Below are 21,494 nucleotides of genomic sequence, written 5' to 3' on the forward strand. Positions count from 1 at the left end.
CCGACTGGCGACTTACGGGTGCTGTGACTGCTGGGGCGGGTGGGTCTGGTGGGGTTCGGTGCTCGCGGGACGCGGCGGGCCGCGCCGCCGGCCGGGCCGGCGGCGGGCGCGCATCCTGCGGTGGACGGGGCCGCGACGTGGGCGGCAGATCAGGCCGGGCCGCCCGGGCGGCGCATCGGCCGCAGGGCCGGGCGGGCCTTCTTCGGCGCGGCCGTCTGCTCGCGCTCGGGCAGGACGGCGGCCAGGGCGGCGACCGTGGGAGCGTCGAACAGGGTGCGGATCGGCAGCTCCGTACCGAGGGCGGCGCGGATGCGGCTGACCAGCCTGGTGGCGAGGAGGGAGTGGCCGCCGAGGTCGAAGAAGCGGTCGTCGATGGTGACGGTGGTGAGTCCGAGGACGTCGGCGAAGAGTGCGCAGAGGGTTTGTTCGGTGTCGTTGCGGGGGGCGCGGCCTTCGGTGGTGCCGGTGTAGTCGGGGGCGGGGAGGGCGCGGCGGTCGACTTTGCCGTTGGCGGTGACGGGGAGGGTGTCGAGGATGACGACGGCGGCGGGGAGCATGTAGCTGGGGAGGGTGTCGGTGACGGCGGCGCGCAGTTCGCCGGGAGTGACGGTGCCCGTGGCGCTGTCGGTCGAGGTGGTGGTGAGGGTGGTGTAGACGACGAGGCGTTTGTCGCCGGGCTGGTCTTCGCGGACGTGGGCGAGGGCTTGGCCGACGGCGGGGTGGGCGGTGAAGGCGGTTTCGACTTCGCCGAGTTCGATGCGGAAGCCGCGGATCTTGACCTGGTCGTCGGCGCGGCCGAGGAATTCCAGGATGCCGTCGGTGGTCCAGCGGGCGAGGTCGCCGGTGCGGTACATGCGCTCGCCGGTGAGGAACGGGCAGGCGACGAAGCGTTCGGCGGTGAGGGAGGGTCGGCCGGTGTAGCCGCGGGCGAGTCCGGCGCCGGCGATGTACAGCTCGCCTGCCACACCGGCGGGTACGGGCTGTAGCGCGTTGTCGAGCACGTAGGTGCGGGTGTTGGCCAGCGGGCGACCGATCGGCACCACGTTCGGGACCGCCGAGGCGGTCGGCATCGGGAACTGGGTCGCGCACAGCGTCGTCTCGGTCGGCCCGTAGAGTGCCCGCACCGCGATGCCCGAGACGGCCTCCAGCACCCGGCGGACGGCCGGGGCGGAGACGACGTCCCCACCGGTCAGCACCTCGCGCACGCCGGTGAAGATGCCCGGGTCCTCCTCCGCGATGACGCGGAACAGCCCGGCGGTGACGTGCACGTGGGTGAGCCCGTGCGCCCGGACCAGCTCGCGGATGGCGGAGGCGTCCAGGTCGCCCTGCGGCGCGACGACCACCTGGCCGCCGGAGAGCAGCGGCGCCCACAGTTCGTAGGTCGAGGCGTCGAAGGCGTGCGGCGCGTGGAAGAGCACCCGCAGCCCGTCGGGGTGGTGCCAGCACGGGTCCGTCGCGAGCTGCACCACGTCCCGGTGGGTGATGGCGATGCCCTTGGGCACCCCGGTGGATCCGGAGGTGAACATCACGTACGCGAGCTGCTCCGGGTGGAGCCCGGCGGGCTGGGCGCGCCGCCTGCGCGGGCCGTCGAACCAGCCCTCGGTGAGCGGCAGGACGGGGCAGGGGGCGTCGGCGGCCAGCGGGTGGCCCTGGTGCGCGGGATCGACCAGGACGAGCGCCGCCCGCGTCTCGGCGGTGATCTGCCGCAGCCGCTCGGCCGGGTGCCGGTCGTCCAGCGGGACGTAGGTGCCGCCGGCCTTGGCCACCGCCAGGATCGCCGTCATCAGGTCGGCGGAGCGGTCCATCAGGAGGACCACCGGGGTGTCGGCGCCGACGCCCGACTCGGCGAGGTGGGCCGCCAAGTGCTCGGCCCGGGAGTCGAGTTCGGCGTAGCTGAGCTGCGCGGTGCCGGTGACCAGGGCGGGGGCGTCGGGGGTGGCGGCGGCCTGGGCCTCGAACAGCTGCGGCAGGGTGGCGTCGGGCACCGGGGCCGCCGGTCCGTTCCAGCCGGTGAGCAGGTGCTCGCGTTCGGCGGGGTCGAGGATGTCGATGCTGCCGATCGGGGCGTCCGGGTCGGCGGCGACGGCGCGCAGGACGCGCAGCAGCCGTTCGGCGAGGGCGGTCGCGGTGGTGTGGTCGAAGAGGTCGGCCGCGTACTCGACCGCCACCGACAGGCCCGCCTGGGGGCCCTGTTCGGTGAAGCGGAAGGACAGGTCGAACTTGGCCACGTCCAGCTCGAAGGGGTGGTCCGCGCAGGCCAGGTCGCCGAAGGCGGCGGGCACCGCCGGGCCGCTCTCCAGGGCGACGAGCGACTGGAAGAGGGGGTGGCGGGTGGTGCGCGGGGGGTTGAGGTGTTCGACCAGGCGCTCGAAGGGGATGTCCTGGTGGTCGTAGGCGTCGAGGTCGGTGCGGCGGACGCGGTCCAGCAGTTCCCGGAAGGTGGGGTTGCCGCTGGTGTCGGTGCGCAGCAGCAGGGTGTTGACGAAGAAGCCGACCAGGTCGTCGAGGGCTTCGTCGGTGCGTCCGGCGACGGGGGTGCCGAGCGGGAGGTCGGTGCCCGCGCCGAGGCGGGTGTAGAGGGTGGCGACGGCGGCTTGCAGGGCCATGAAGAGGCTGGCGTTCTGCCGGCCCGCCAACTCGGCCAGGGCGGTGTGCAGTTCGGCGCCGACCTCGAACTCGGCGGCGCCGCCCCGGTGGCTGGGCGTGGCCGGTCGTGGCCGGTCGTAGGGGAGCGCCAGTTCCTCCGGGAGGCCGGACAACGCCTGCTGCCAGTAGTCGAGTTGTTCGGTGAGCAGGGCGGTGGGCTGCTGCGGGGTGCCGAGGAGTTCGTGCTGCCAGAGGGCGTAGTCGGCGTACTGCACGGGGAGCGGCTTCCACTGCGGTGCGGTGCCGGCCAGTCGGGCCTGGTAGGCGGTGGCGAGGTCGTGCAGGAGGGGGGCGACGGACCAGCCGTCGGTGGCGATGTGGTGCATCAGGACGAGCAGGACGTGTTCGTCGTGCGGGAGGGAGAGCAGCGTGGCGCGGACGGGCAGGTCGTGGGCGAGGTCGAAGACCTGCCCGCCGGCCTCGGCCAGGGCGGCCCGGAGCGCCTCCTCGGTGGCCACGGGTATGGTCCGCAGGATCGACTCGGGCGCCTCGGCGACCAGTTGGTGCGGCTGGCCGTCGGTGGTCGGGAAGACGGTGCGCAGCACCTCGTGCCGGGCCACCACGTCCCGCAGCGCGCCTTCCAGCGCGGGGCGGTCGAGGGCGCCGGTCAGCCGGAGGGCGACGGGCGTGTTGTAGAGCGCGCTCGGGCCCTCGAACTGCTCGATGAACCAAAGGCGTTGCTGCGCGGAGGACAGCGGCACGCGCTCCGGTCGGTTGACGGGCCGCAGGGCCGGGCGGGCCGCGCCGGAGGCGGGCAGGGCGGCGGCCAGGGCGGCCACCGTCGGGTGGTCGAAGAGCGCGCGGATCGGCAGCTCCGTGCCGAGGGCGGTGCGGGCGCGGCTGACCAGCTTGGTGGCGAGCAGCGAGTGGCCACCCAGGTCGAAGAAGCTGTCGTCGATGCCGACCGAGGCCAATCCGAGGACCTCGGCGAAGAGTTCGCAGAGCGCCTGCTCGGTGCCGGTGCGCGGGGCCCGGCCGGCGGCGGCGCCGCTGTAGTCGGGGGCGGGCAGGGCGCGGCGGTCGACCTTGCCGTTGGGGGTGACGGGCAGCGCGTCGAGGGTGACGATCGCGGCGGGCACCATGTAGCCGGGCAGGCGGTCGGTGACGAAGGCGCGCAGGTCGTCGGGCCGGACGGGGCCCGTGACGTACGCGACCAGGCGCTTGTCGCCCGGCTGGTCCTGGCGGACCACGGCGACGGCCTGGCCGACGGCCGGGTGGGCGGTGAACGCGGCCTCCACCTCGCCGAGTTCGATCCGGAAGCCGCGCAGCTTGACCTGGTCGTCGGCGCGGCCGACGAACTCCAGTTCGCCCGTGGTGGTCCAGCGCACCACGTCGCCGGTGCGGTACATCCGGCCGCCGGGCTCGCCGAAGGGGCAGGCCACGAAGCGCTCGGCGGTCAGGCCGGCGCGGCCGACGTAGCCCCGGGCCAGCCCGGCGCCCGCGACGTACAGCTCACCGGCGACGCCGACGGGGACCGGGCGCAGCCCGGCGTCCAGCGCGTACACCCGGGTGTTGGGCAGCGGACGCCCGATCGGTACAGCGGCCGGCACCTCGGCGGCGGTGGCCATCGGGTGGCGGGTCGCGAAGGTGGTCGTCTCCGTCGGCCCGTAGCCGTTCACCACCCGCAGGCCGGGGCAGCGCTCCAGCACCCGCCGGATGGCGGCCGGCGAGACGATGTCCCCGCCCGTCCACACCTCGCGCAGCCCGGCGAAGGTCTCCGGGGCCTCGGCGGCCAGCACGTTGAAGAGCCCGACCGTCATCCAGGCGGCGCCGACCCGCCCCCGGCTGATCGCGGTCGCCAGCTCGGCGACGCCGAGCCGCCCGGCCGGGGCGACCACCACGCGGCCGCCCGAGAGCAGCGGGACCCAGAGCTCGTAGGTGGAGGCGTCGAAGGCGACGGGGGAGTGCAGCAGGACGCGTTCGTGGCCGCTGCCCGTGAACGTCCCGCCGAGCGCGAGGTCGACCACGGACCGGTGGGTGACGCCGATCCCCTTGGGCACGCCGGTCGAGCCGGAGGTGTGCATCACGTACGCCAACTGGTCGGCACTCAGGGGGAGTCCGAGGTTCCCGGCGGTCCCGTGACCCTCGGGGTCCAGCACGTCCAGCCCGGTCAGCGCGGGGTGCGCCCGGTGGGCGGTGTCGGCCAGCACCAGCCGGGCCCCGGAGTCCGCGAGGACGGCTCGCAGGCGTTCGGCCGGCTGCGCGTCGTCCAGCGGCACGAAGGCGCCGCCGGCCTTGAGCACGGCCAGGATCGCCACCACCAGGGCGGCCGAGCGCTCCATCAACAGCGCGACGGGGGTCTCGGGGCGGACCCCGGCCTCGACCAGTCGCACCGCCAATCCGTTGGCCCGCGTGTTGAGTTCGGCGTAGGTCAGCTCGACGTCGTCGGCCGTGAGCGCGACCGCGTGGGGCGCCGCGGCGGCCCGCGCCTCGAACAGCTCGGGCAGCGCGGCCGCCGGCAGCGGCGCGGTGGCGCCGGTCCCGCAGGTCAGCAGCCGTTCGCGCTCCTCCTCGGTCAACACCTCGACGGCACCGACGGGTTCGGCCGGGTCGGCGACGATCCGGTCGAGCAGGGCGAGGAAGCGGTCCAGCAGGGTGCGCGCCTCGGCGGGGGTGAAGGCGTCGGGCCGGTGGTCCAGGCGCAGTTGGAGGCCGTCGCCCGGGGTGAGGGCCAGCAGCAGCGGGTAGTGCGCGCTGTCGACGTCCTCGACCAGGGTGACGTGGGTGGCGCCGCTCGGGTCGGCCTCGTCCAGGGCGGACGGGTCCGGGTAGTTGCCGTACACCGTGACGGTGTCGAACAGGCTGCCCACTCCGGCGAGTTGCTGGATCTCGGTGAGGCTGAGGTGCTGGTGGTCCAGCAGCGCGGACTGCTCGTGCTGGAGGCGCAGCAGCAGCTGCCCCCAGCTCTCGGCCGGGTCGAGGGTGACGCGCACCGGCACGGTGTTGATGAGCAGGCCCACCATCCGCTCCACGCCCGGCAGGTCGTGCGGCCGGCCGGAGACGGTGGTGCCGAAGAGCACGTCCTCGCGCCCGGTGAGCCGGGCCAGCAGCACGCCCCAGGCGGCCTGGACGAGGGTGTTGAGGGTGACGCCGTAGCGGCGGGCGGTGCGGGCCAGCGCCTCGGTGGCCGCCGGGGTGAGGCCGGTGTGCAGGCGCAGCGGCAGCTGCGGGGCGGCGGCGGAGCGGCCGGGGGCCAGCAGGGTGGGCTCGTCGGCGCCCGCCAGGGCCCGGGCCCAGGCGGCGCGGGCGGCGGCGCCGTCGCGCCGGGTGAGCCAGCGCAGGTACTCGCGGTAGGGGGCGGCCGGGGGCATCGGCTGCTGGAAGTACAGGCCCCACAGCTCCTCGGCGAACAGCGGGGTGGACCAGCCGTCCAGCAGGATGTGGTGCGCGGCGGCGATCAGCTGGTGGCGCCCGGGGGCGAGGGTGAGCAGGGTGTAGCGCAGCAGCGGCGGCCGGGCGAGGTCGAAGCGGCGGCCGTACTCGGCGGCGGCGATCCGCTCGGCCTCGGCCTGCGGGTCGGCGTGCGCCGTCAGGTCGAGGACGGTGAAGGGCAGTTCGACGCCGTCCGGCACGGCCTGCACGGGCGGGCCGTCGGGGCGCTGGTGGAAGCCCGCCTTGAGGTTGGGGTGGCGCAGCAGCAGTGCCTCGGCGGCGGCGCGCAGCCGGTCGGCGTCCACCGGGCCGGTGAGGTCGAAGGTGCAGACGGAGGTGTAGACGTCGGCGCCGTCGGTGTCGTACGCCGCGTGGAAGGCCATGCCCTGCTGGAGCGGCGAGGTGGGCCAGACGTCCACCAGGCGGGCGGGGGCGTGGTGTTCGGCGAGCCGGTCCAGTTCGGACTGGTCGAGCGTGACGAGCGGGAAGTCGGAGGGGGTGTGTCCGCCCGCGTCCGGCCGGTCGGCGTGCTCGGCGAGCGCGCGCAGCGCCGTGAACCACGCCTCGGCGAGCGCGGCCACGCGCTCCTCGGTGAGCAGCCCGGTGGCGTAGGACCACTGGGCGACCAGCAGCGGGCCCTGCGGGGTGTCGACGGTGGTGGCGTCCAGGCCGAGCACCCGGCCGAGCGCGAGCCCGGTCGCGGCGCCCTCGCTCATCGCCTCGGTGCCGGCGAGCACGTCCTCGGCGGTGACGCCCTCCGGCGCGAAGCGGCCCAGGTAGTTGAACTCGACCTGCGGATCGGCGTACCCCGCCAGCACGGCGGCGGTGGCCGGGTTGAGGTGGCGCAGCAGGCCGTAGCCGATGCCGTTGTCCGGGACGGCGCGCAGCTGCTCCTTGACCCGGCCGAGGGCCCGGCCGAGCCCGGGGCCGGCCGCGGTGACCTCGGACCAGGGCAGCGCCCCGGGGGCGAGCCGGACGGGGTAGAGGGAGGTGAACCAGCCGGCGGTGCGGTGGAGGTCGACGCCGTCGACGATCTCCTCGCGGCCGTGGCCCTCCGCGGTCACCAGCACGGCGCCGTCCGGACCGGTGGTCGCCGCGCCGCGCCAGTGGCCGAGGGCGAGCGCCAGCGCGGTCAGCAGCACGTCGTTGACCTGCGCGTGGTAGGCCGCCGTGACCCGGGTCAGCAGGGCCTGGGTGGTCGCGGCGGGCAGCACGAGCCGCAGGACGCCCTCGGTGGCGTAGGTGTCCCGGGCCGGGTCGAGCGGGCGCTCGCCGAGCAGCGGGTCCGGGGTGGCCAGGGCGGCCTCCCAGAGCGGGAGTTCGGCGGCCCGGCGGTCGGTCCCGGCCTCGGCGGTGAGCCGCTGGGCCCAGCGGCGGAAGGAGGTGGGCACCGGCGCCGGCGCCACGGCCCGGCCCTCGCGGAGGGCGGCGAGCGCGGCGAGCAGGTCCTCCTCGACGATGCGCCAGGTGACGCCGTCCACCGCCAGGTGGTGGATCACGAGCAGGAGCTGCGGGGGCAGGCCCGGCCCGGCGTCGAACCGGACGGCCTGGAGCATCCGGCCGTCCTCGGGCGAGAGGCGCTCGCGGGCGGCCTCGGTCTCGGCGCGCAGCGCCTCCTCGGTGGCCGGGCCCGCGACGTGCCGCAGCGCGGCCTCGGCGGGGACGGTACCGGGGGCGGGGACGTGCAGCGTCCAGGGGCGCTCGGCGAGCGGGGAGGTGCGGGCGCGGAAGACGTCGTGGTGGTCGAGCAGCGCCTGGAGGGCCGTGGTCACGTGCTCGGGCCCGCTCCCGGCGGGGAGGGTGAGCAGGGTCGACTGGTAGAAGCTCTCGACGGCGCCGTGCTGCGCGGCCAGCCAGTGCACGATGGGCGTCGGCGGCACCTCGCCGAGGCCGGCGCCGGCGGGTTCGGCGACGACCGGCCCCTCCAGCGGTCGGGCGATCCGGGCCAGTGCCTCGACGGTCGGCGAGAGGAACACCTCGCGGGGGGTGAGCTGCAGCCCGGCGTGCCGGGCCCGGGAGACGAGCCGGATGGCCACGATGGAGTCGCCGCCGAGCTCGAAGAAGGAGTCCGTGACGCCCACCGCGGGCAGGCCCAGCACCTCGGCGAAGAGGCGGGCGAGGGTGTGCTCCAGCTCCCCGGCGGGGGCCCGGCCGCCCTCCTCGGCGGCGGCGAAGACCGGCGCGGGCAGGGCGCGCTTGTCCACCTTGCCGTTGGGCGTGAGCGGCAGCCGGTCGAGCACCACGACGGTGGGCACCATGTGGTCGGGCAGCCGCTCGGCGCAGTACGCGCGCAGCTCGGCCGGGTCGGCGGCGCCGACGGTGTAGCCGACCAGGCGGCGCTCGCCCGGGCGGTCCTCGCGGACCAGCACCACGGCCTGGCGCACCTCGGGGTGGGCGGAGAGGGCCTGCTCGACCTCGCCGAGCTCCACCCGGAAGCCGCGGATCTTCACCTGGTCGTCGGCCCGGCCGACGAAGTCCAGCTGCCCGTCCGGCCGTCGGCTGCCGAGGTCGCCGGTGCGGTACATCCGCTCGCCGGGCTCGCCGAAGGGGCAGGCGACGAAGCGCTCGGCGGTCAGGCCCGGGCGCCCGAGGTAGCCCCGGGCCAGGTGCGGGCCGGAGACGTACAGCTCGCCCACGGTGCCCGGCTCGACCGGGCGCAGCCGCTCGTCCAGCACGTGGATGCGCACGTCCTGGCAGGGGTGGCCGATCGGGGGCTGCTCCTCGCCGGTGAGCGGCTCGCTCATGGTGACGATGACGGTGGTCTCGGTCGGGCCGTAGCTGTTGAGCATCAGGCGGTCGCGGCCGCAGCGGGCGGCCAGTTCGCGCGGGATGGCCTCGCCGCCGCCGATCAGGGTGCGCAGGGAGGGCAGCGGCACGTCCGGCAGGGTGGCCGCCATCGCGGTGGCGATGTCGGCGTGGGTGACGCCGTACTGCTCGATCAGCGCGGCCAGCGGCTCGCCGACCAGCTGGCTCTGCTCGCGGGGGAGCACCAGGGCGGCGCCGGTGGAGAGTGCCACGGCCAGGTCGGAGACGGAGACGTCGAAGCTGAGCGAGGCGGCCTGGAGCACCCGGCTGCCGGGGCAGACCCCGGTGGCGGCGACCTGGGTGTCGATCATGCTGGGCAGCCCGGTGTGGGTGACGGCCACGCCCTTGGGCACTCCGGTGGAGCCGGAGGTGTAGATCACGTACGCGGTGTTCCCGGCGCTCAGCGGCCGCACCCGCTCGGCGGCGGTGAAGGGGGTGCCGGGCCGGGCGGCCAGCTCGGCGAGGTGCTCGGGGGAGTCGAGCAGCAGCCGGGGGGCGCCGGTCCCGGGCAGGTGGGCGGCGGCCTCGGCGGTGGTGAGCACCAGGGCGGCGCGGGAGTCGGTCAGCATGTGGCGCAGCCGCTCGGCGGGGTAGGCCGGGTCGGCGGGCAGCCAGGCGGCGCCGGTCTTGGCCACGGCGAGGATCGCGGCGACGGCCTCGGGGGACTTCGGCAGGGCGAGCGCGACGATGTCCTCGGTGCCCAGGCCGCGGGCCGCGAGCACCCGGGCCAGCCGGTTGGCGCGGGCGTCCAGCTCGGCGTACGTGAGGGTGGTGCCCTCGGCGTACAGGGCGGGGGCCTGCGGGGTGCGGGACGTCTGGGCGTCCACCAGCGCGGTCAGGGTCGGCCGCCGGTCGGCTCTGTGCGTCTGCTGGACCCCGGACATGTGACTCTCTCCCTCGTACGGCTGGCCCCCGCGGTGGCGGGAACGGCTTGCTCGGCGACCTTCGGGGCGGTCGGCCCGGGTGGTCGGTGGAGCGGCGGTGCGGTGGCGTGGTGGCGCGGTTCGGCGGTTCTGGCCGGTTCTGGCGGGTCTTGCTGTTCTGGTGGGTCTGGCTGTTCTGGTGGTGCGGCTTCAGCGCCGGGCTGTCGCGGTCAGTGGCCGGACTGCTGGGCGAGCAGGCTCTTCGGCCGCAGGTCCTGCCAGTGCTGTTCGACGTAGTCGAGGCAGTCCTGACGGCCGGCGGCGCCGAAGACCTGCTGCCAGCCGTCGGGCACCGGGCTGAAGACCGGCCACAGCGAGTGCTGGCCCTCGTCGTTCACCAGGACGAGGTAGCTGGCGTCGGGGTCCTCGAACGGGTTCGCCATCGTCGGTTTCCTCTTTGTTCGGAGAAATTTCGGGAGGGGGGAATTACGCCGGAGCGCGGCTCACGGACCCCAGCCGGAGTCGGCGTTGGGCGCCGAGACGGGGGTGGCGGCGGCCAGGGGCGCGTACGGGTCGGCGCTGCTCTGGACGCCCAGTCCGGCGACCAGCAGAACGGCGAGAATCCCGAGCATATGGTGAATGCGAACGGCAAGATTCTTCATCGTTAATTCCTTTTTCCGAGGGGGCGGTCGGCCCTCTTCGCTCGGAAATTCATCCTGCCGAGGCTCAAACGGGGGTGGAAGCTCTGGCCATGATCGGGAACACGCATTGCGGGAACCGGAAGCCCGAACAGACCATGTCAAAAACAGACAGATCTGATCCAAAGAGTGCCTGGCACTGTCAGATCAGTGGTGGGAACCGGTCACCGGCGAGGGTTTCGGTCAACGGAGCGTCAGAAGCGGGAGCCCTGGCGCAGTTCATCGCGGACGGTGGGCCAGTCGTCGGACCACGTCCGCCCCGCCGAGGCGGGTGACTCCAGGGCGATCGTCGCCAGGTAGGCGCGCTTGAGCGCGGCGCGCTCGTCCTGCACCCGGCCCGAGGCCTGCTCGATCCGGCGCAGCCGGGCGTGCAGCCGCTCCAGCGCGCCCCCGCCCGCGAGCAGGCGCCGCGCCTCGGGGCCGAAACGGAAGCCGGCGGCGAGCAGCGGCCAGGCCGACCGCCACACCCGGAACACCTCGCGGTGGCCCGGACCCCACTCCCGCTCGGCCCGGGACAGCCGCGCCATCGCCGCCCGCTCGGTGGGCGCGGCACAGATCTCGCGCAGCGTCCGCGCGAGCGCACCCCAGTCCTCGCCGGGCGCGTGCCGCAGCGCCGCGGGCAGCAGGTGGGCCATCGAGCCGTGCACCACGGTGCGCGGCCACCGCGCCGCCACCGCCTCGGCCAGGCCCCCGCCGGTGTCGCCGACCAGCACCCAGACCTCGCGCACCCCGCGCTCGGTGAGCTCGGCCAGCACCTGCGGCCAGTGCTCCCCGTCCGCGGCCGGCCACAGGCCCAGGACCTCGCGCCGGCCGTCGGCGGAGATCCCGAGCGCCAGGTGCACCAGCGGGCCGCCCGAGCGGCCGCTGCGCACCGCGTCGAGGAAGACCGCCGGGTAGACGGGGTCGAGCGGGCACCGGCGCCGCTCGTCGAGCTCGTCGAGCACCTGGTCGGTGATGGCGGAGACGGTCTCCCGGCTGAGCTCCACGCCGTACACCTCGGCCAGGTGCGCCACCAGCTCGCCCGAGCTGAGGCCGCGCGCGGTGAGCGAGATGACCAGCCGGTCGAGGCCGGGCAGCCGACGGGCCCGGGGGCGGACGGCCCGGGGGGTGAAGCTGCCCTGGCGGTCCCGGGGCACCCGCACCTCGACCGGGCCGACCTCGGTGAGCAGCCGTCTGGCCCGGGCGCCGTTGCGGACGTTGGCGCCGGGTTCGGCCCCGCGCAGGTGCTCCTGGAGTTCGAGCTCCAGAGCGTGCTCGATCAGCTGCTTGGCGAGCGTCTGGAACAGCCCGCCGTCGCCCAGCAGCCTGATCGCGCCGGAGCCGACCTGCTCGGCGGCGGCCTCCGCCAACTGCCGTACCAGCCGCTGGTCCACCAGCTCGGCCAGGTCCACGGGCGGGACCGCCGGGCCGGGATCAGCTCGCAACAAGGGGTGCCCTCCGTCTGTCGGCCGTTCGTCCGCCGGCCGTCCGCTCCGGCCGCCCTGACGGGGCGACAGGCGTGCAACGGCGGCCATCCGCCTGTCACCGCGGCCGGGTGCGCTCGGGTCCGACACTGCCGCGGTCGGCTCCCCCGCCTCCGGGCGCGCTCGGCTTCGCCGTCGGCCGCTGATTTCCGCGCCACTTGGGCGTACACTCACGGCAGTCAGAGCCCGGGGGGACGGCTTCCGAACGACAGGTGATTTCCATCCTGCCATTTCAGACGCCTGGCGGTGGCCGGTACGGGCATTCGTGAAACCGCAATGCCGAAGCCGGAAGGATGCCCAGATGTGCCTATCCCAGGACAACAGCGCGGGAATGGGGACACCGCAGCTCTGTGACCGGGGGATCGAGTTCTACCGGGTGGCGCTGGCCGAGGGCTGCGCCGCCGGGGACGCCCCCGAGTGCCTGCTCTCGATGGGCCTGCTGCGCTCCGTGCCCGGCTCCGGCGAGCGGCTGACCCCCGTCCCGCCCGACATCGCGGCCACCGGCCTGACCCGGCCGCTCGAACTCGCCGTGCTGGGCCACCAGGAGCGGCTCGCCGAGCTGCGCACCGCCTTCACCGCCGCCGACCGTGCCTACCAGGACGTCATGCGCCGGGCCCAGTTGCCGGTCCGCCTCCTGACGGGCGAGGAGATCAACCCCGCGCTGGAGAAGGCCGTCGCCGCCTGCACCGAGGAACTGCGCACCGCCCAGCCCGGCGGCGGCCGCAGCCCCGAGCACCTCGCGGACGCCCTCCCGCGCGACCTCGCCCTCGCCGGGCGCGGCGTGCGCCAGCGCACCCTCTACCAGCACACCGTGCGCGCGCACGGCCCGACGCTGGCCTACATCGAGCAGGTCACGGCCCGGGGCGCCCGGATACGCACCCTGAACGAGGTGTTCGACCGGGTGATCATCTGCGACCGCTCCACGGCCTTCGTCCCGGCCGCGGCCGACCGCGAGGCCGCCGCGATGCTCATCCAGTTCCCACCGCTGGTCGAGTACCTGCTCAAGATCTACGAGTTGATGTGGGAACGCGCCGAGCCGGTCACCTACCTGGAGGGCCGCCACCGCCCCCAGCTGCTCACCGACCGCACCCGCCAGAACGTCCTGCGCCTGATGGTCAACGGCTACACCGACGAGGCCATCGCCTCCCGCCTCGGCATGAGCACCCGTACGGTCTCCAGCCACATCCAGAAGGCCAGCGAACTCCTCGGCAGCCGCAGCCGCGGCCACCTCGGCTACATCATCGCCCGCGAGGGCGTCCTGGACGAACCCCTCGACGACCTGTGACCGGCACCGGGGGCCGTCGCCGCCGCCTGGCGGGACGGCCCCCGGTGGCCGGTGCTACTCGTAGCGCAGTTCGCCGGGCCGCATCAGGCGCAGGAGCTGCGGCAGGCCGAGCGCGGTCGTGAGGAGGACAGCGCCGGCGGCGATCGCGGACATGGCCAGCATGGAGCCCCAGTCGAGGGCGAAGGGCAGGCCCGCCGTGTACTGGAGGACGGCTCCCATCAGCAGGCCGCCGACGACGGCCAGCAGCATGCCCAGGGCCATCGGGACGAGGGTCTGCCACAGCACCGACAGGCCCAGGACCCGGCGGCGGGTACCGACGGCGCTCAGCACGCCGAGGATGCGGCGCTGCTCCCGGAAGCGCTCCAGCTGGCCGACCAGCAGGCTGAGGGCGACCAGAAGCAGGGTGACGGCGGAGCCGGCGGTGAGCAGGCGTTTGACGGCGAGGTAGGTCGGGTCGACGGCGCGGTCGAGCGGGGACCCGGCGAGGCCCTGCGGGTCGATCGCCATGACGTCGGTCGCGAGTTGCTCCTTCGGGTCCGGCAGCCCGGGGGCCATCGCGACCAGGACGGTCGCGGGCTGGCCGCGCAGTGCGGCGGCCGGGGCGGCGCCCGGGGTGAGGAGCAGCAGGCCGAAGCCGAGCCGCCCGTGGGGGTCGGCGCCTTCGACGGGCTCGACGGTGGCCGTCACCGCGGGCAGCGGCCAGGACGGCGGCTCGCCGTCGCCGCGGAAGAAGGCGGCGTGGACGGTCGTGCCGGGCTTGGCCGCGGCGGCGGGGGCGTCGCTGCCGGCGTCCGGTCGGGTGGTCCGGCCCCGGACGGCGAAGGCGTCACCGTCCTTGCAGTCGGGCAGGGTCGCGAAGCCGCGCAGCACGGCGCAGTCGGCGATCCGGACGGAGGGCAGCTCCCAGAGCTTGGCGGTGGGGGTCTCCAGGGCGAACTCGGTGTAGGCGGCGATGGCCTGGACCCCGGGGGAGCGCGCCAGCGAGTCGGCGAGCCGGTCGGCCTGCGGGCCGCCGCCGGGGAAGGACACCGAGTGCTGGTACGGCCCGACCGCGGCGCGGGGGCCGGGGCGGTCCTCGTAGCTCGCGCTGACACCGAGGAAGAGCGTCTGCAGGGCGATCGCCCCGGCGACGGCGACGACCACGCCGCTGACCGCGGTCGAGGCGGGGCCCGAGCTCAACTGGAGCCTTCGGATGGCGAGTTGCCAGGACACGCCACCACCGGAGCGCCGGGTGGCGGCCTCCACCAGCCAGGGCAGCAGGGTGCAGACGCCCACCAGCATCAGCAGCACGCCGGACGCGACCAGCAGTGAACCGCGACTGTTCTGAACAGAGTTGAATACGGCGGTGCTCCCTATCCCGGACGGGTCGTACTGCGCGGGCAGCGCCAGCGCGAGCGCCGTCAGGGCGAGGCCGGCCAGCGGCAGCGCCAGCCGCCACCCGATCCGGCGCCGGCCGGGGCCGGACCGGCGGACCACACCGAGCGGGTCGACGGTGACCCGGCGCATCGCCAGCAGGGTCACGCCGACGCCGAGGAGCGGCACGACCACGGCGATCGCGGCGGCGATGGCGGGGTGCGGCGCGATGTCCTCGGGGTAGAAGCTGAAGCCCGCGAGCCGCAGGTGGCCGGTCAGCCGCCGGCCGAGCAGGAACAGCGCCGCGCCCACGACCAGGCCCAGCACCGCGCCGACCAGGGACTCCCCGGCGGCGAGCCGGGCGGTCATCCGGCGATCCGCGCCGACCAGGCGCAGCGCGGCGAGCCTGCGGTCGCGCCGTTCGCCGCCGAAACGGGCGGCGGCGGCGAGGAAGACGCCGACCGGGGCCAGCATCACGGTCAGGCCGACGGCGTTGAGCAGGATCAGCCGGGAGTCCATCGGCTTGGGCGGCGAGAAGTGGCCGTACGAGGTGACGCGGGCGGCTCCGGCGTCCAGCGAGAGCCGGTCACTGCCGAGCAGGTAGCCGGCCTGGCCGGGGCCGAGCAGGCCGTCCGGGCCGATGCCGCCGACCACCGGGTAGGGGAGGCGGTCGCGCAGCAGCTGGTTGGCCGGGTCCTTCAGGAGCTCGGCCAGGGCGGGCGAGACGACCATCCGCCCCGGCGGCGGGTACGCGGCCACGCCGGGCGGGAGCGCCGCGTCCGGGCCCTCGGGCTGGACGACCCGTCCACGGATCGCGGTGCCCCGGAACGTGGTGTCGGCGGTGGCGATGAGGACCGTCCGGTTGCCGGGCGTGGGCAGGTCCTCGTCGCGGAAGGTGTCGTTCTGTATGTACAGGCGCTCGTTGCGGTGCTGGACGATGCCGGGGAAGGAGGCGGTGAACAGCAGCAGTGCCACCCCCAGGCCGACGCCGCAGGCGGTGAGCAGCAGCCGCCCCCAGCCGTCCCGCCCGCTGGTGAGGGCCAGCCGCACACCGAGGCCGAGCTGGTCCAGGAACGGCGAACGGACCCGGTCGGCGGCGGGGATGTTCGTGGCGGGGGCGCTCGTGGCGGTCGCGTTCGGGCCGGGGCCGCTCGTGGTGGAACTGCTCATATCGCGCCCGCCAGGTCGCGGGTGCGGCCGTCGCGGACGACGATCTCGCGGTCGGCGTAGGCGGCGACCCTGACCTCGTGGGTGACCAGGACGACGGCGGCGCCGCTCTCCCGGGCGGCCTGGGTGAGCAGCTTCATCACCCGCTCGCCGTTGAGGGAGTCGAGCGCGCCGGTCGGCTCGTCGGCGAAGACCGCCCTCGGCCCGGTGATCAGGGCCCGGGCGGCGCCGACCCGCTGCCCCTGGCCGCCGGAGACCTCGCCGGGGCGCTTGGCGGCCACGTCGTCCACCTCCAGGCGCTCCAGCCATTCGCGGGCCCGGGCCTCGGCGGCCCGGCGGCGCAGTCCGTTGAGGCGCAGCGGGAGCGCGACGTTCTCCAGGCAGGAGAGTTCCGGGACGAGCTGGCCGAACTGGAACAGGAAGCCGAACTCGGTACGCCGCAGGGCGCTCAGCTCGGCGTCGGAACAGGCGGTGAGGTCGCGCTCCCGGTAGCGGAGGCGGCCGCTGTCGGGTCGGGTGATCCCGGCGAGGCAGTGCAGCAGGGTGGACTTGCCGGAGCCCGACGGGCCCATCACGGCGACGAGTTCGCCGGCCGCGACGGTGAGCGAGGCCCCGGCGAGCGCCGGGGTGAGCCCGAAGTTCTTGTGCAGGTCGTGGGCGGCGAGCAGGGGTTCGGACATGGTCAACGCTGGGACTCCGTGATGCGGGCGGCGAGTTCGTCCAGGCGGGCGGCGGTGAGCTCCAGCCAGCGCAGGTCGGCTTCCAGGTGGAACAGGGCGTGGTCGCAGATCAGCTGGTCGGTGAGGTCACCGGTGAGCTTGCGGCGGGTCAGCTCCCGCATCTCCTTGAGGTGTTCGGCCCGCTGCGCGTCCAGGACGTCGGCGCCGGAGCGGCCGGTCAGGAGGGCGAGCACGACCTTCTGGTAGAGCGTGCTCTGCAGGTACGGCTGCGGACTCTCCGGGTGCGCGAGCCAGTTGGCGAGGTCGGTGACCCCGGCATCGGTGATCGCGTACCGCTTCCGCTCCGGGCCGTCGCCGGCCTCGACGCCGTCGACCACCACCAGCCCGTTCTTCAACAGCCGGGAGAGCGTCGCGTACACCTGCCCGTAGTGCAGGCCGCGGTCGCGCCCGAAGTGCTCGTCATGGAGGCGTTTGATGTCGTATCCGTGGCGGGGCTGGGTCTCCAGCAGGCCGAGGAACAGCTGTCCGAGTGACATGCTCCGGGACTATACAGGCCATGTATACACACAGGTGTATAGCGGGCCCCCTGGGAGCCCGACCGGCGCCGCCGACACGGCCGCGGCCTCCCCGAGCAGGACTCGGGGAGGCCGCAGTGGTTAGGTGCCCTGGTCGTTCAGACTTCCGTGGGCACCCGGTGGTCAGCCCGCCTGGGCGCGCACCAGCCAACGCTGGTTGGCACTGGCGGTGCAGGACCAGACCCCGAGCGTGGTGCCGTTCGCGTCCGCCCAGCCGGGCAGTTCGAGGCACTTGTCGGAGATCGGGTTGTAGAGCGTGCCGTCGTAGCGGCGGACCCAGGTCTGGGCGTCGTCGGCGGTGCAGGTCTGGAAGGACACCTTGGTGCCGTTGCCGGCCGGCTTGTCGTTGGTGGTGATGCACCGGTCGGCGCCGGAGACCTTGATCTTGTTGTCGGTGGTCAGGGTGAAGTGCTGGGCGTTGCCGTTGTAGCAGTTGTAGAAGGCGACCGCCGTACCGATGGAACCGCCCCAACTGTCGATGCACCTACCGGGGTTGTAGGCGCTCCGGATCTGGACGTCGGAGCCGGCCGTGGCGAGCGTGTTGGCCTGCTGGTCGGTGAACGCGTACGGGTAGATCCGGACGTCGCTGACCGCGCCGTTCACACGGCTGTCAGGCCCGGGGTAGCGGGTGGTGGTCTCCCCGCCGATGTTCAGACTGCCGTTGGCCTTCCAGCCCGCAGGGACCTTCGTGCTTCCGGCCGCTCGGCCGTTGACGTACAGCGTCGCGGTCTGGGTGTCCGCGTTGAACGTACCGGCCAGGTGGGTCCAGGCGCCGATCTGTGGCTGCTCGGAGTCGACGGCCGCGTAGTACGTGCTGGGGCGGAGCTGGTCCGACGAGGGCAGGTTGAAGGCCCACTTGCCGTACGTCGCGGAGTACTGCAGGTAGAACGGGCTGCGCTCGTTGCCGGTCAGGGAGACGGCGGTCTGGTAGCCGTTGGCGTTGTTGACCTTGACCCAGGCGGCGACGGTGTAGCTCTGGCCGGTGTCGATGTTGGCCTGGTTGGTGCTGCGGTAGAGGGTGTTGCCGTCGAGGACGGTCGCCTTGCCCGCGGCGCCGTTGTGGTCGGTGGTGCGGGTGAACGTGCTCGGGTAGAGCGCGTTGGCGGCGTTGCTGTCGACGGCGGAGGTGCCGTCGAGTGCCCACCAGAGCGGGTTCACGGAAGTGTCCGCGGCCCGGGTCGGTCCGGCCTGCCAGGTGAAGGCGGCGTTGGGGCTTCCGGGGTTGGTGGGCGCGCCCCACCAGATGTCGATCTGACCGTTGCCGCGCTTGCCCCAGAGACCGGCCGCGCCGTTGCCGGTGAGGTCCCCGTCCGAGCCGAGCGTCGGCCAGGTGTCCGGGGAGACGGAGCCGATCGTGACCGGGTTGGAGATCTGGGCCAGCGTCGGGACGGTGGCGGTGTTCCCGCTGGTGTCCAGTACGGGCCTGCCGTTGCGGTCGGTGGACACCACTGTCCCGGTGGTGAAGGTGTAGGCGAGCAGAGTGCCCTTGCCGCCGTCCGCGGCTGCCTCCAGGTTCCGGGCCCACAGGCCTGGGTGGCCCTGCTTGGCCCAGTCGCCGGGGGCGATGAGCTCCTTGTCCTTCCACCCGGAGGCGGCGAGCCGGACGGGCTTGCCGAGGGTCTGGAGCTTGGTCGTGGGGTAGTACCAGAGGGCGGCGTCGGTGCCGTTCTCGGTGCTCTCGACGGTGAGCAGGCCGCTCTTGTTCTTGAACTGCAGCTTGTAGTCGAGGTCCGTGTTCGCCGGGTCGCCGAGTGCGGCCACGCGGAGGGTGTTGGACCAGTCGGTGGCGTTGTATCCGGTGGCGGTGAGCCAGGAGCAGTCCTCGCTGGCCGTCGTGACGCACTTCGGCTTCGGGAGGACCGACCTCGTGTCGACCCGGCCGTAGTAGCCGGTGTTGCCCGGATTCCCGTAGAGGTAGAGGTCCTTGTCGCCGGGGGCGTGGGCGACGATGTCGTCGATGTTGTTGCCGCCGGTCAGTGTGCCGCGGTGGGCGAACTGGATGTTGGCCCAGCCCTGTCCGGTGGGCGAGTCGTCGCGCTTGGCGACGAGGGAGACGGCAGGGCTCTTGGCGAGCGGGTTGCCGGCCACGGCGTAGGCGCGCAGGTCGCCCGACTGGTCGGGGGTGACGATGTCGGGCGCGCCGTCACCGGTGACGTCGCCGAAGACCGGCGGCGGGCCGTCCGGGTTCCACGGGACGTAGAAGGCGTACTGGGCGATCGGCGAGACGTTGCGGGCGTTGTCCATCACCTGGAGGTACACGATGTTGGTGCCCCAACGGCCCGGCAGGACGCTGACGCCGCCCTGCGGGAGGGAGGATCCGCACTGCCACTCGGCGCCCGAGAGCTGCGGGTCCCAGGACCACCGGGCGCACGTGACACCCGACGGCGTGCCGCCGTTGGGGGCGGTGTCGGCGGCGGTGAAGGGGACGATGCCCCACTCCCAGGCCTTCTTCCTGGTCACCTGTCCGTTACCGGACGGCGGGAAGTGGTCGGCGAGCGAGCTCTCGGGAAGAGCGGTGTAGACGTCGGGGACGGACAGGCTCGGGGGAGTCAGGTCGACCCCGAAGCGGCACGCGGGGGCGTATCCCGACGAGGTCAAGTCGTCGGTGGCGAAGGAGCCCCAGCCGTAGACGTGCCCGTCCTTGATCACGTCGGAGCGCACCTGGAAGGCGGCGTTGCCTCCGTTGCCCACCAGACCCGACTTCCCGGAGTCGACCTCGGGCACGCCCGGGAGGTTGTAGTCCCAGATCTTCGACCACGAGTAGAGCGAGTTCTGGACCGGGCTGTGCACGGTGGCGTTCAGGGACACCGCGCCGTTGAAGTTGCTGCCCGCGCCGAGCCAGCCGACCGAGGAACCGTCGCAGCCCTGGTTCTCGGCCCACGGCGACGCCGTGCCCGGCGGCGGCCAGACGTAGGTGTTGGTCGGGGTGTCCGGTGCGCGGTCGTACTCGACGACCACCACCGGGTTGTAGGTCAGGCGTTTGAAGGCCATCTTGTTGGACTCGTCGCCGGCGAACACACCGAAGGTCAGGTTGTCGTGGGTGGCGGCGCGGTCCCGGTAGACGGAGGTGACGTCGTACTGGAACTCGCGATTGTCGTAGCAGCCATTGCCGCCGGAGCCGGCGACGTCGGCGCGGCCGAGTCGGCCGCCCACCACGGTGGGCGGGTTGTTCCAGGTGGTCTGGTTGTTGATCGGCCCGGTGAAGTAGAGGTCCACCGGATAGGTGGTGGTGCAGGAGAAGTCCGAGGACTCGTACTCCCAGACCGACATGGTGGCCTTGTTGATGACCGTGCCGCCGAATCCGCGGGTGTCGATCTGGAAGTAGGACCGCTCGATTCCCTTGTCGACCTGGTACCCCTGGTACCCGATGCCGGGGCGGGCGTACTGGCCGTCGGAGGCGGTGGTCTGCCCGTAGCGGGGCGTCTTCGGGTACGCCTGCTGGGTCCAGGTCCAGGCGTTGCCGCTACGGGAGTCGTAGATCCACCCGGGGTCGATGAACCAGGGGCCCTGGCCCTTGCCGAGCACCGAGGCATCCGTGGTCAGCTCGACGGCGTCGCCGGAGGCCGTGGTGGGCATGGTCGCGACCCTGGCACCCGTGCCGGGCCCGTCCGCGCTGCTGGGCTTGTCCGACTTGGCGGGAACACCGGCCTGGGCCGCGCCGTCGCCGTCGGCCGGGGCGGCCTGCGCGGCCGCGGCGGACTTGCCGGCAGGGGCTGCGGGGACGGTGCCGGCCGTGCTGCCCGAGCTGTCCCACATCCGAGGGGCCGGGGCGTGCCAGCGGACCTTGCCGTCCTTGCCGGTGGCGGTGAGGTTGTTGGACCCGTCGTCCTTGACGGTGACGCCCTGACCGGTGGTACCGAAGCGGATCTTCTTCAGCAGCGGGCTGTTGGCGGCTTCGGCGGTCTTGACGATCAGGACGGTGCTGAGGCCGCCGAACTTGTCGGCGGTGGCCTTCAGGTCGATGCCCGGGGCGACGTCGGGGTAGACCAGGCCGTCACCGTCGTCGTCGAGGGACGGTTTGGTCAGCGGGAACGGCGAGTCGATGACGAGCTTCTCGCCGTCCGGGCTGGTCAGCGTGCCGAGGGGGCCGCTGCCGCCACCGGACAGGTGGACTCCGGAGGAGGCGGCCCGGGGGCGGTAGCCGCCCGTCGGGTCGGCGATGAGCTTGGGATCCAGAGCGGCCCAGGCGCCGTCCTGCTGCCTGACGCGTTGCTGGTCGGCGTGCTGGGAACGGGAGAGGTGGCCCTCCGGAGTGGCGACCGTTTCGCTGTACTCGTCCGTCAGTTCTGGTACGGGGACGGGCTTGCCGGTGGCCTTGGCCTGGGCAATCGCCCGGTCGGCGGCCGCAGCCGCAGGCTTCTCCTTGGTCTGCCTGGCGTCTGCGGCGGCCATGGCCGCCAGCAGGTCCGGGGAAAGCGTTCCGGGTGTGGTGGTGGGCGTGGTGGGCGCCGGGGCGGCGAACGCGACGGGTGCCACCGAGGTCAGGGCCAGGACGAGGCCAACGGCCGCGACGGATGCGCGCGCGGACGGGGTCCGTGGACGAAGACGCGTGCCGGAGCGGGCGCCGGGCGGAGCAGCAGGCATGTG

9 protein-coding genes are annotated in these 21,494 nt (G+C 73.9%); 1 reads left to right on the top strand and 8 read right to left on the bottom strand.

Going from position 1 to position 21,494, the window contains the following annotated elements; translation table 11 throughout:
* Positions 1 to 149: 149 nt before the first annotated feature.
* The 4 genes from OG556_RS25610 to OG556_RS25625 form a co-directional block, all read right to left on the bottom strand.
* Entirely contained in the window at positions 150 to 9,707 is a 9,558-nt protein-coding gene (locus OG556_RS25610) for an amino acid adenylation domain-containing protein (RefSeq protein ID WP_371519745.1), read from the bottom strand.
* Positions 9,708 to 9,916: 209 nt separating this feature from the next.
* A complete protein-coding gene (locus OG556_RS25615) occupies positions 9,917 to 10,129 on the bottom strand; it encodes an MbtH family protein (RefSeq protein ID WP_363585184.1) in 213 nt (70 codons plus the stop codon).
* Between the two features lie 60 nt (positions 10,130 to 10,189).
* A complete protein-coding gene (locus OG556_RS25620; RefSeq protein WP_371519747.1) occupies positions 10,190 to 10,318 on the bottom strand; it encodes a hypothetical protein in 129 nt (42 codons plus the stop codon).
* A gap of 260 nt (positions 10,319 to 10,578) precedes the next feature.
* Entirely contained in the window at positions 10,579 to 11,811 is a 1,233-nt protein-coding gene (locus OG556_RS25625) for an IS256 family transposase (protein WP_371519750.1), read from the bottom strand.
* A gap of 337 nt (positions 11,812 to 12,148) precedes the next feature.
* On the opposite strand from OG556_RS25625, the gene OG556_RS25630 reads away from it, so the two are divergent.
* Positions 12,149 to 13,132, top strand: a complete 984-nt coding sequence (locus OG556_RS25630; protein WP_371519752.1) for a LuxR C-terminal-related transcriptional regulator — start codon at positions 12,149 to 12,151, stop codon at positions 13,130 to 13,132.
* 54 nt (positions 13,133 to 13,186) lie between these two features.
* Here the strand turns inward: OG556_RS25630 and OG556_RS25635 are convergent, their stop codons facing one another.
* From OG556_RS25635 to OG556_RS25650, 4 genes are all read right to left on the bottom strand, one after another.
* Positions 13,187 to 15,655 (bottom strand): ABC transporter permease, encoded by a 2,469-nt coding sequence (locus tag OG556_RS25635; RefSeq protein ID WP_371519755.1) that lies wholly within the window; start codon positions 15,653 to 15,655, stop codon positions 13,187 to 13,189.
* Positions 15,652 to 16,332: an ABC transporter ATP-binding protein gene (locus OG556_RS25640; protein ID WP_371519756.1), complete on the bottom strand. Its 681-nt coding sequence runs from the start codon at positions 16,330 to 16,332 to the stop codon at positions 15,652 to 15,654. The genes OG556_RS25635 and OG556_RS25640 overlap by 4 nt, the downstream gene beginning before the upstream one ends.
* Positions 16,333 to 16,334: 2 nt before the next feature.
* Entirely contained in the window at positions 16,335 to 16,868 is a 534-nt protein-coding gene (locus tag OG556_RS25645; RefSeq protein WP_363374032.1) for a PadR family transcriptional regulator, read from the bottom strand.
* Between the two features lie 162 nt (positions 16,869 to 17,030).
* Positions 17,031 to 21,383 (bottom strand): LamG-like jellyroll fold domain-containing protein, encoded by a 4,353-nt coding sequence (locus OG556_RS25650; RefSeq protein ID WP_371519760.1) that lies wholly within the window; start codon positions 21,381 to 21,383, stop codon positions 17,031 to 17,033.
* Positions 21,384 to 21,494: the final 111 nt, after the last annotated feature.

Source organism: Kitasatospora sp. NBC_01300 (assembly GCF_041435235.1).
Taxonomy (GTDB): domain Bacteria; phylum Actinomycetota; class Actinomycetes; order Streptomycetales; family Streptomycetaceae; genus Kitasatospora.

Coding starts and splice junctions, on each gene's coding strand:
- OG556_RS25610 (WP_371519745.1), bottom strand. CDS start 9,707: ATGTCCGGGGTCCAGCAGACGCACAGAGCCGACCGGCGGCCGACCCTG.
- OG556_RS25615 (WP_363585184.1), bottom strand. CDS start 10,129: ATGGCGAACCCGTTCGAGGACCCCGACGCCAGCTACCTCGTCCTGGTG.
- OG556_RS25620 (WP_371519747.1), bottom strand. CDS start 10,318: ATGCTCGGGATTCTCGCCGTTCTGCTGGTCGCCGGACTGGGCGTCCAG.
- OG556_RS25630 (WP_371519752.1), top strand. CDS start 12,149: ATGTGCCTATCCCAGGACAACAGCGCGGGAATGGGGACACCGCAGCTC.
- OG556_RS25635 (WP_371519755.1), bottom strand. CDS start 15,655: ATGAGCAGTTCCACCACGAGCGGCCCCGGCCCGAACGCGACCGCCACG.
- OG556_RS25640 (WP_371519756.1), bottom strand. CDS start 16,332: ATGTCCGAACCCCTGCTCGCCGCCCACGACCTGCACAAGAACTTCGGG.
- OG556_RS25645 (WP_363374032.1), bottom strand. CDS start 16,868: ATGTCACTCGGACAGCTGTTCCTCGGCCTGCTGGAGACCCAGCCCCGC.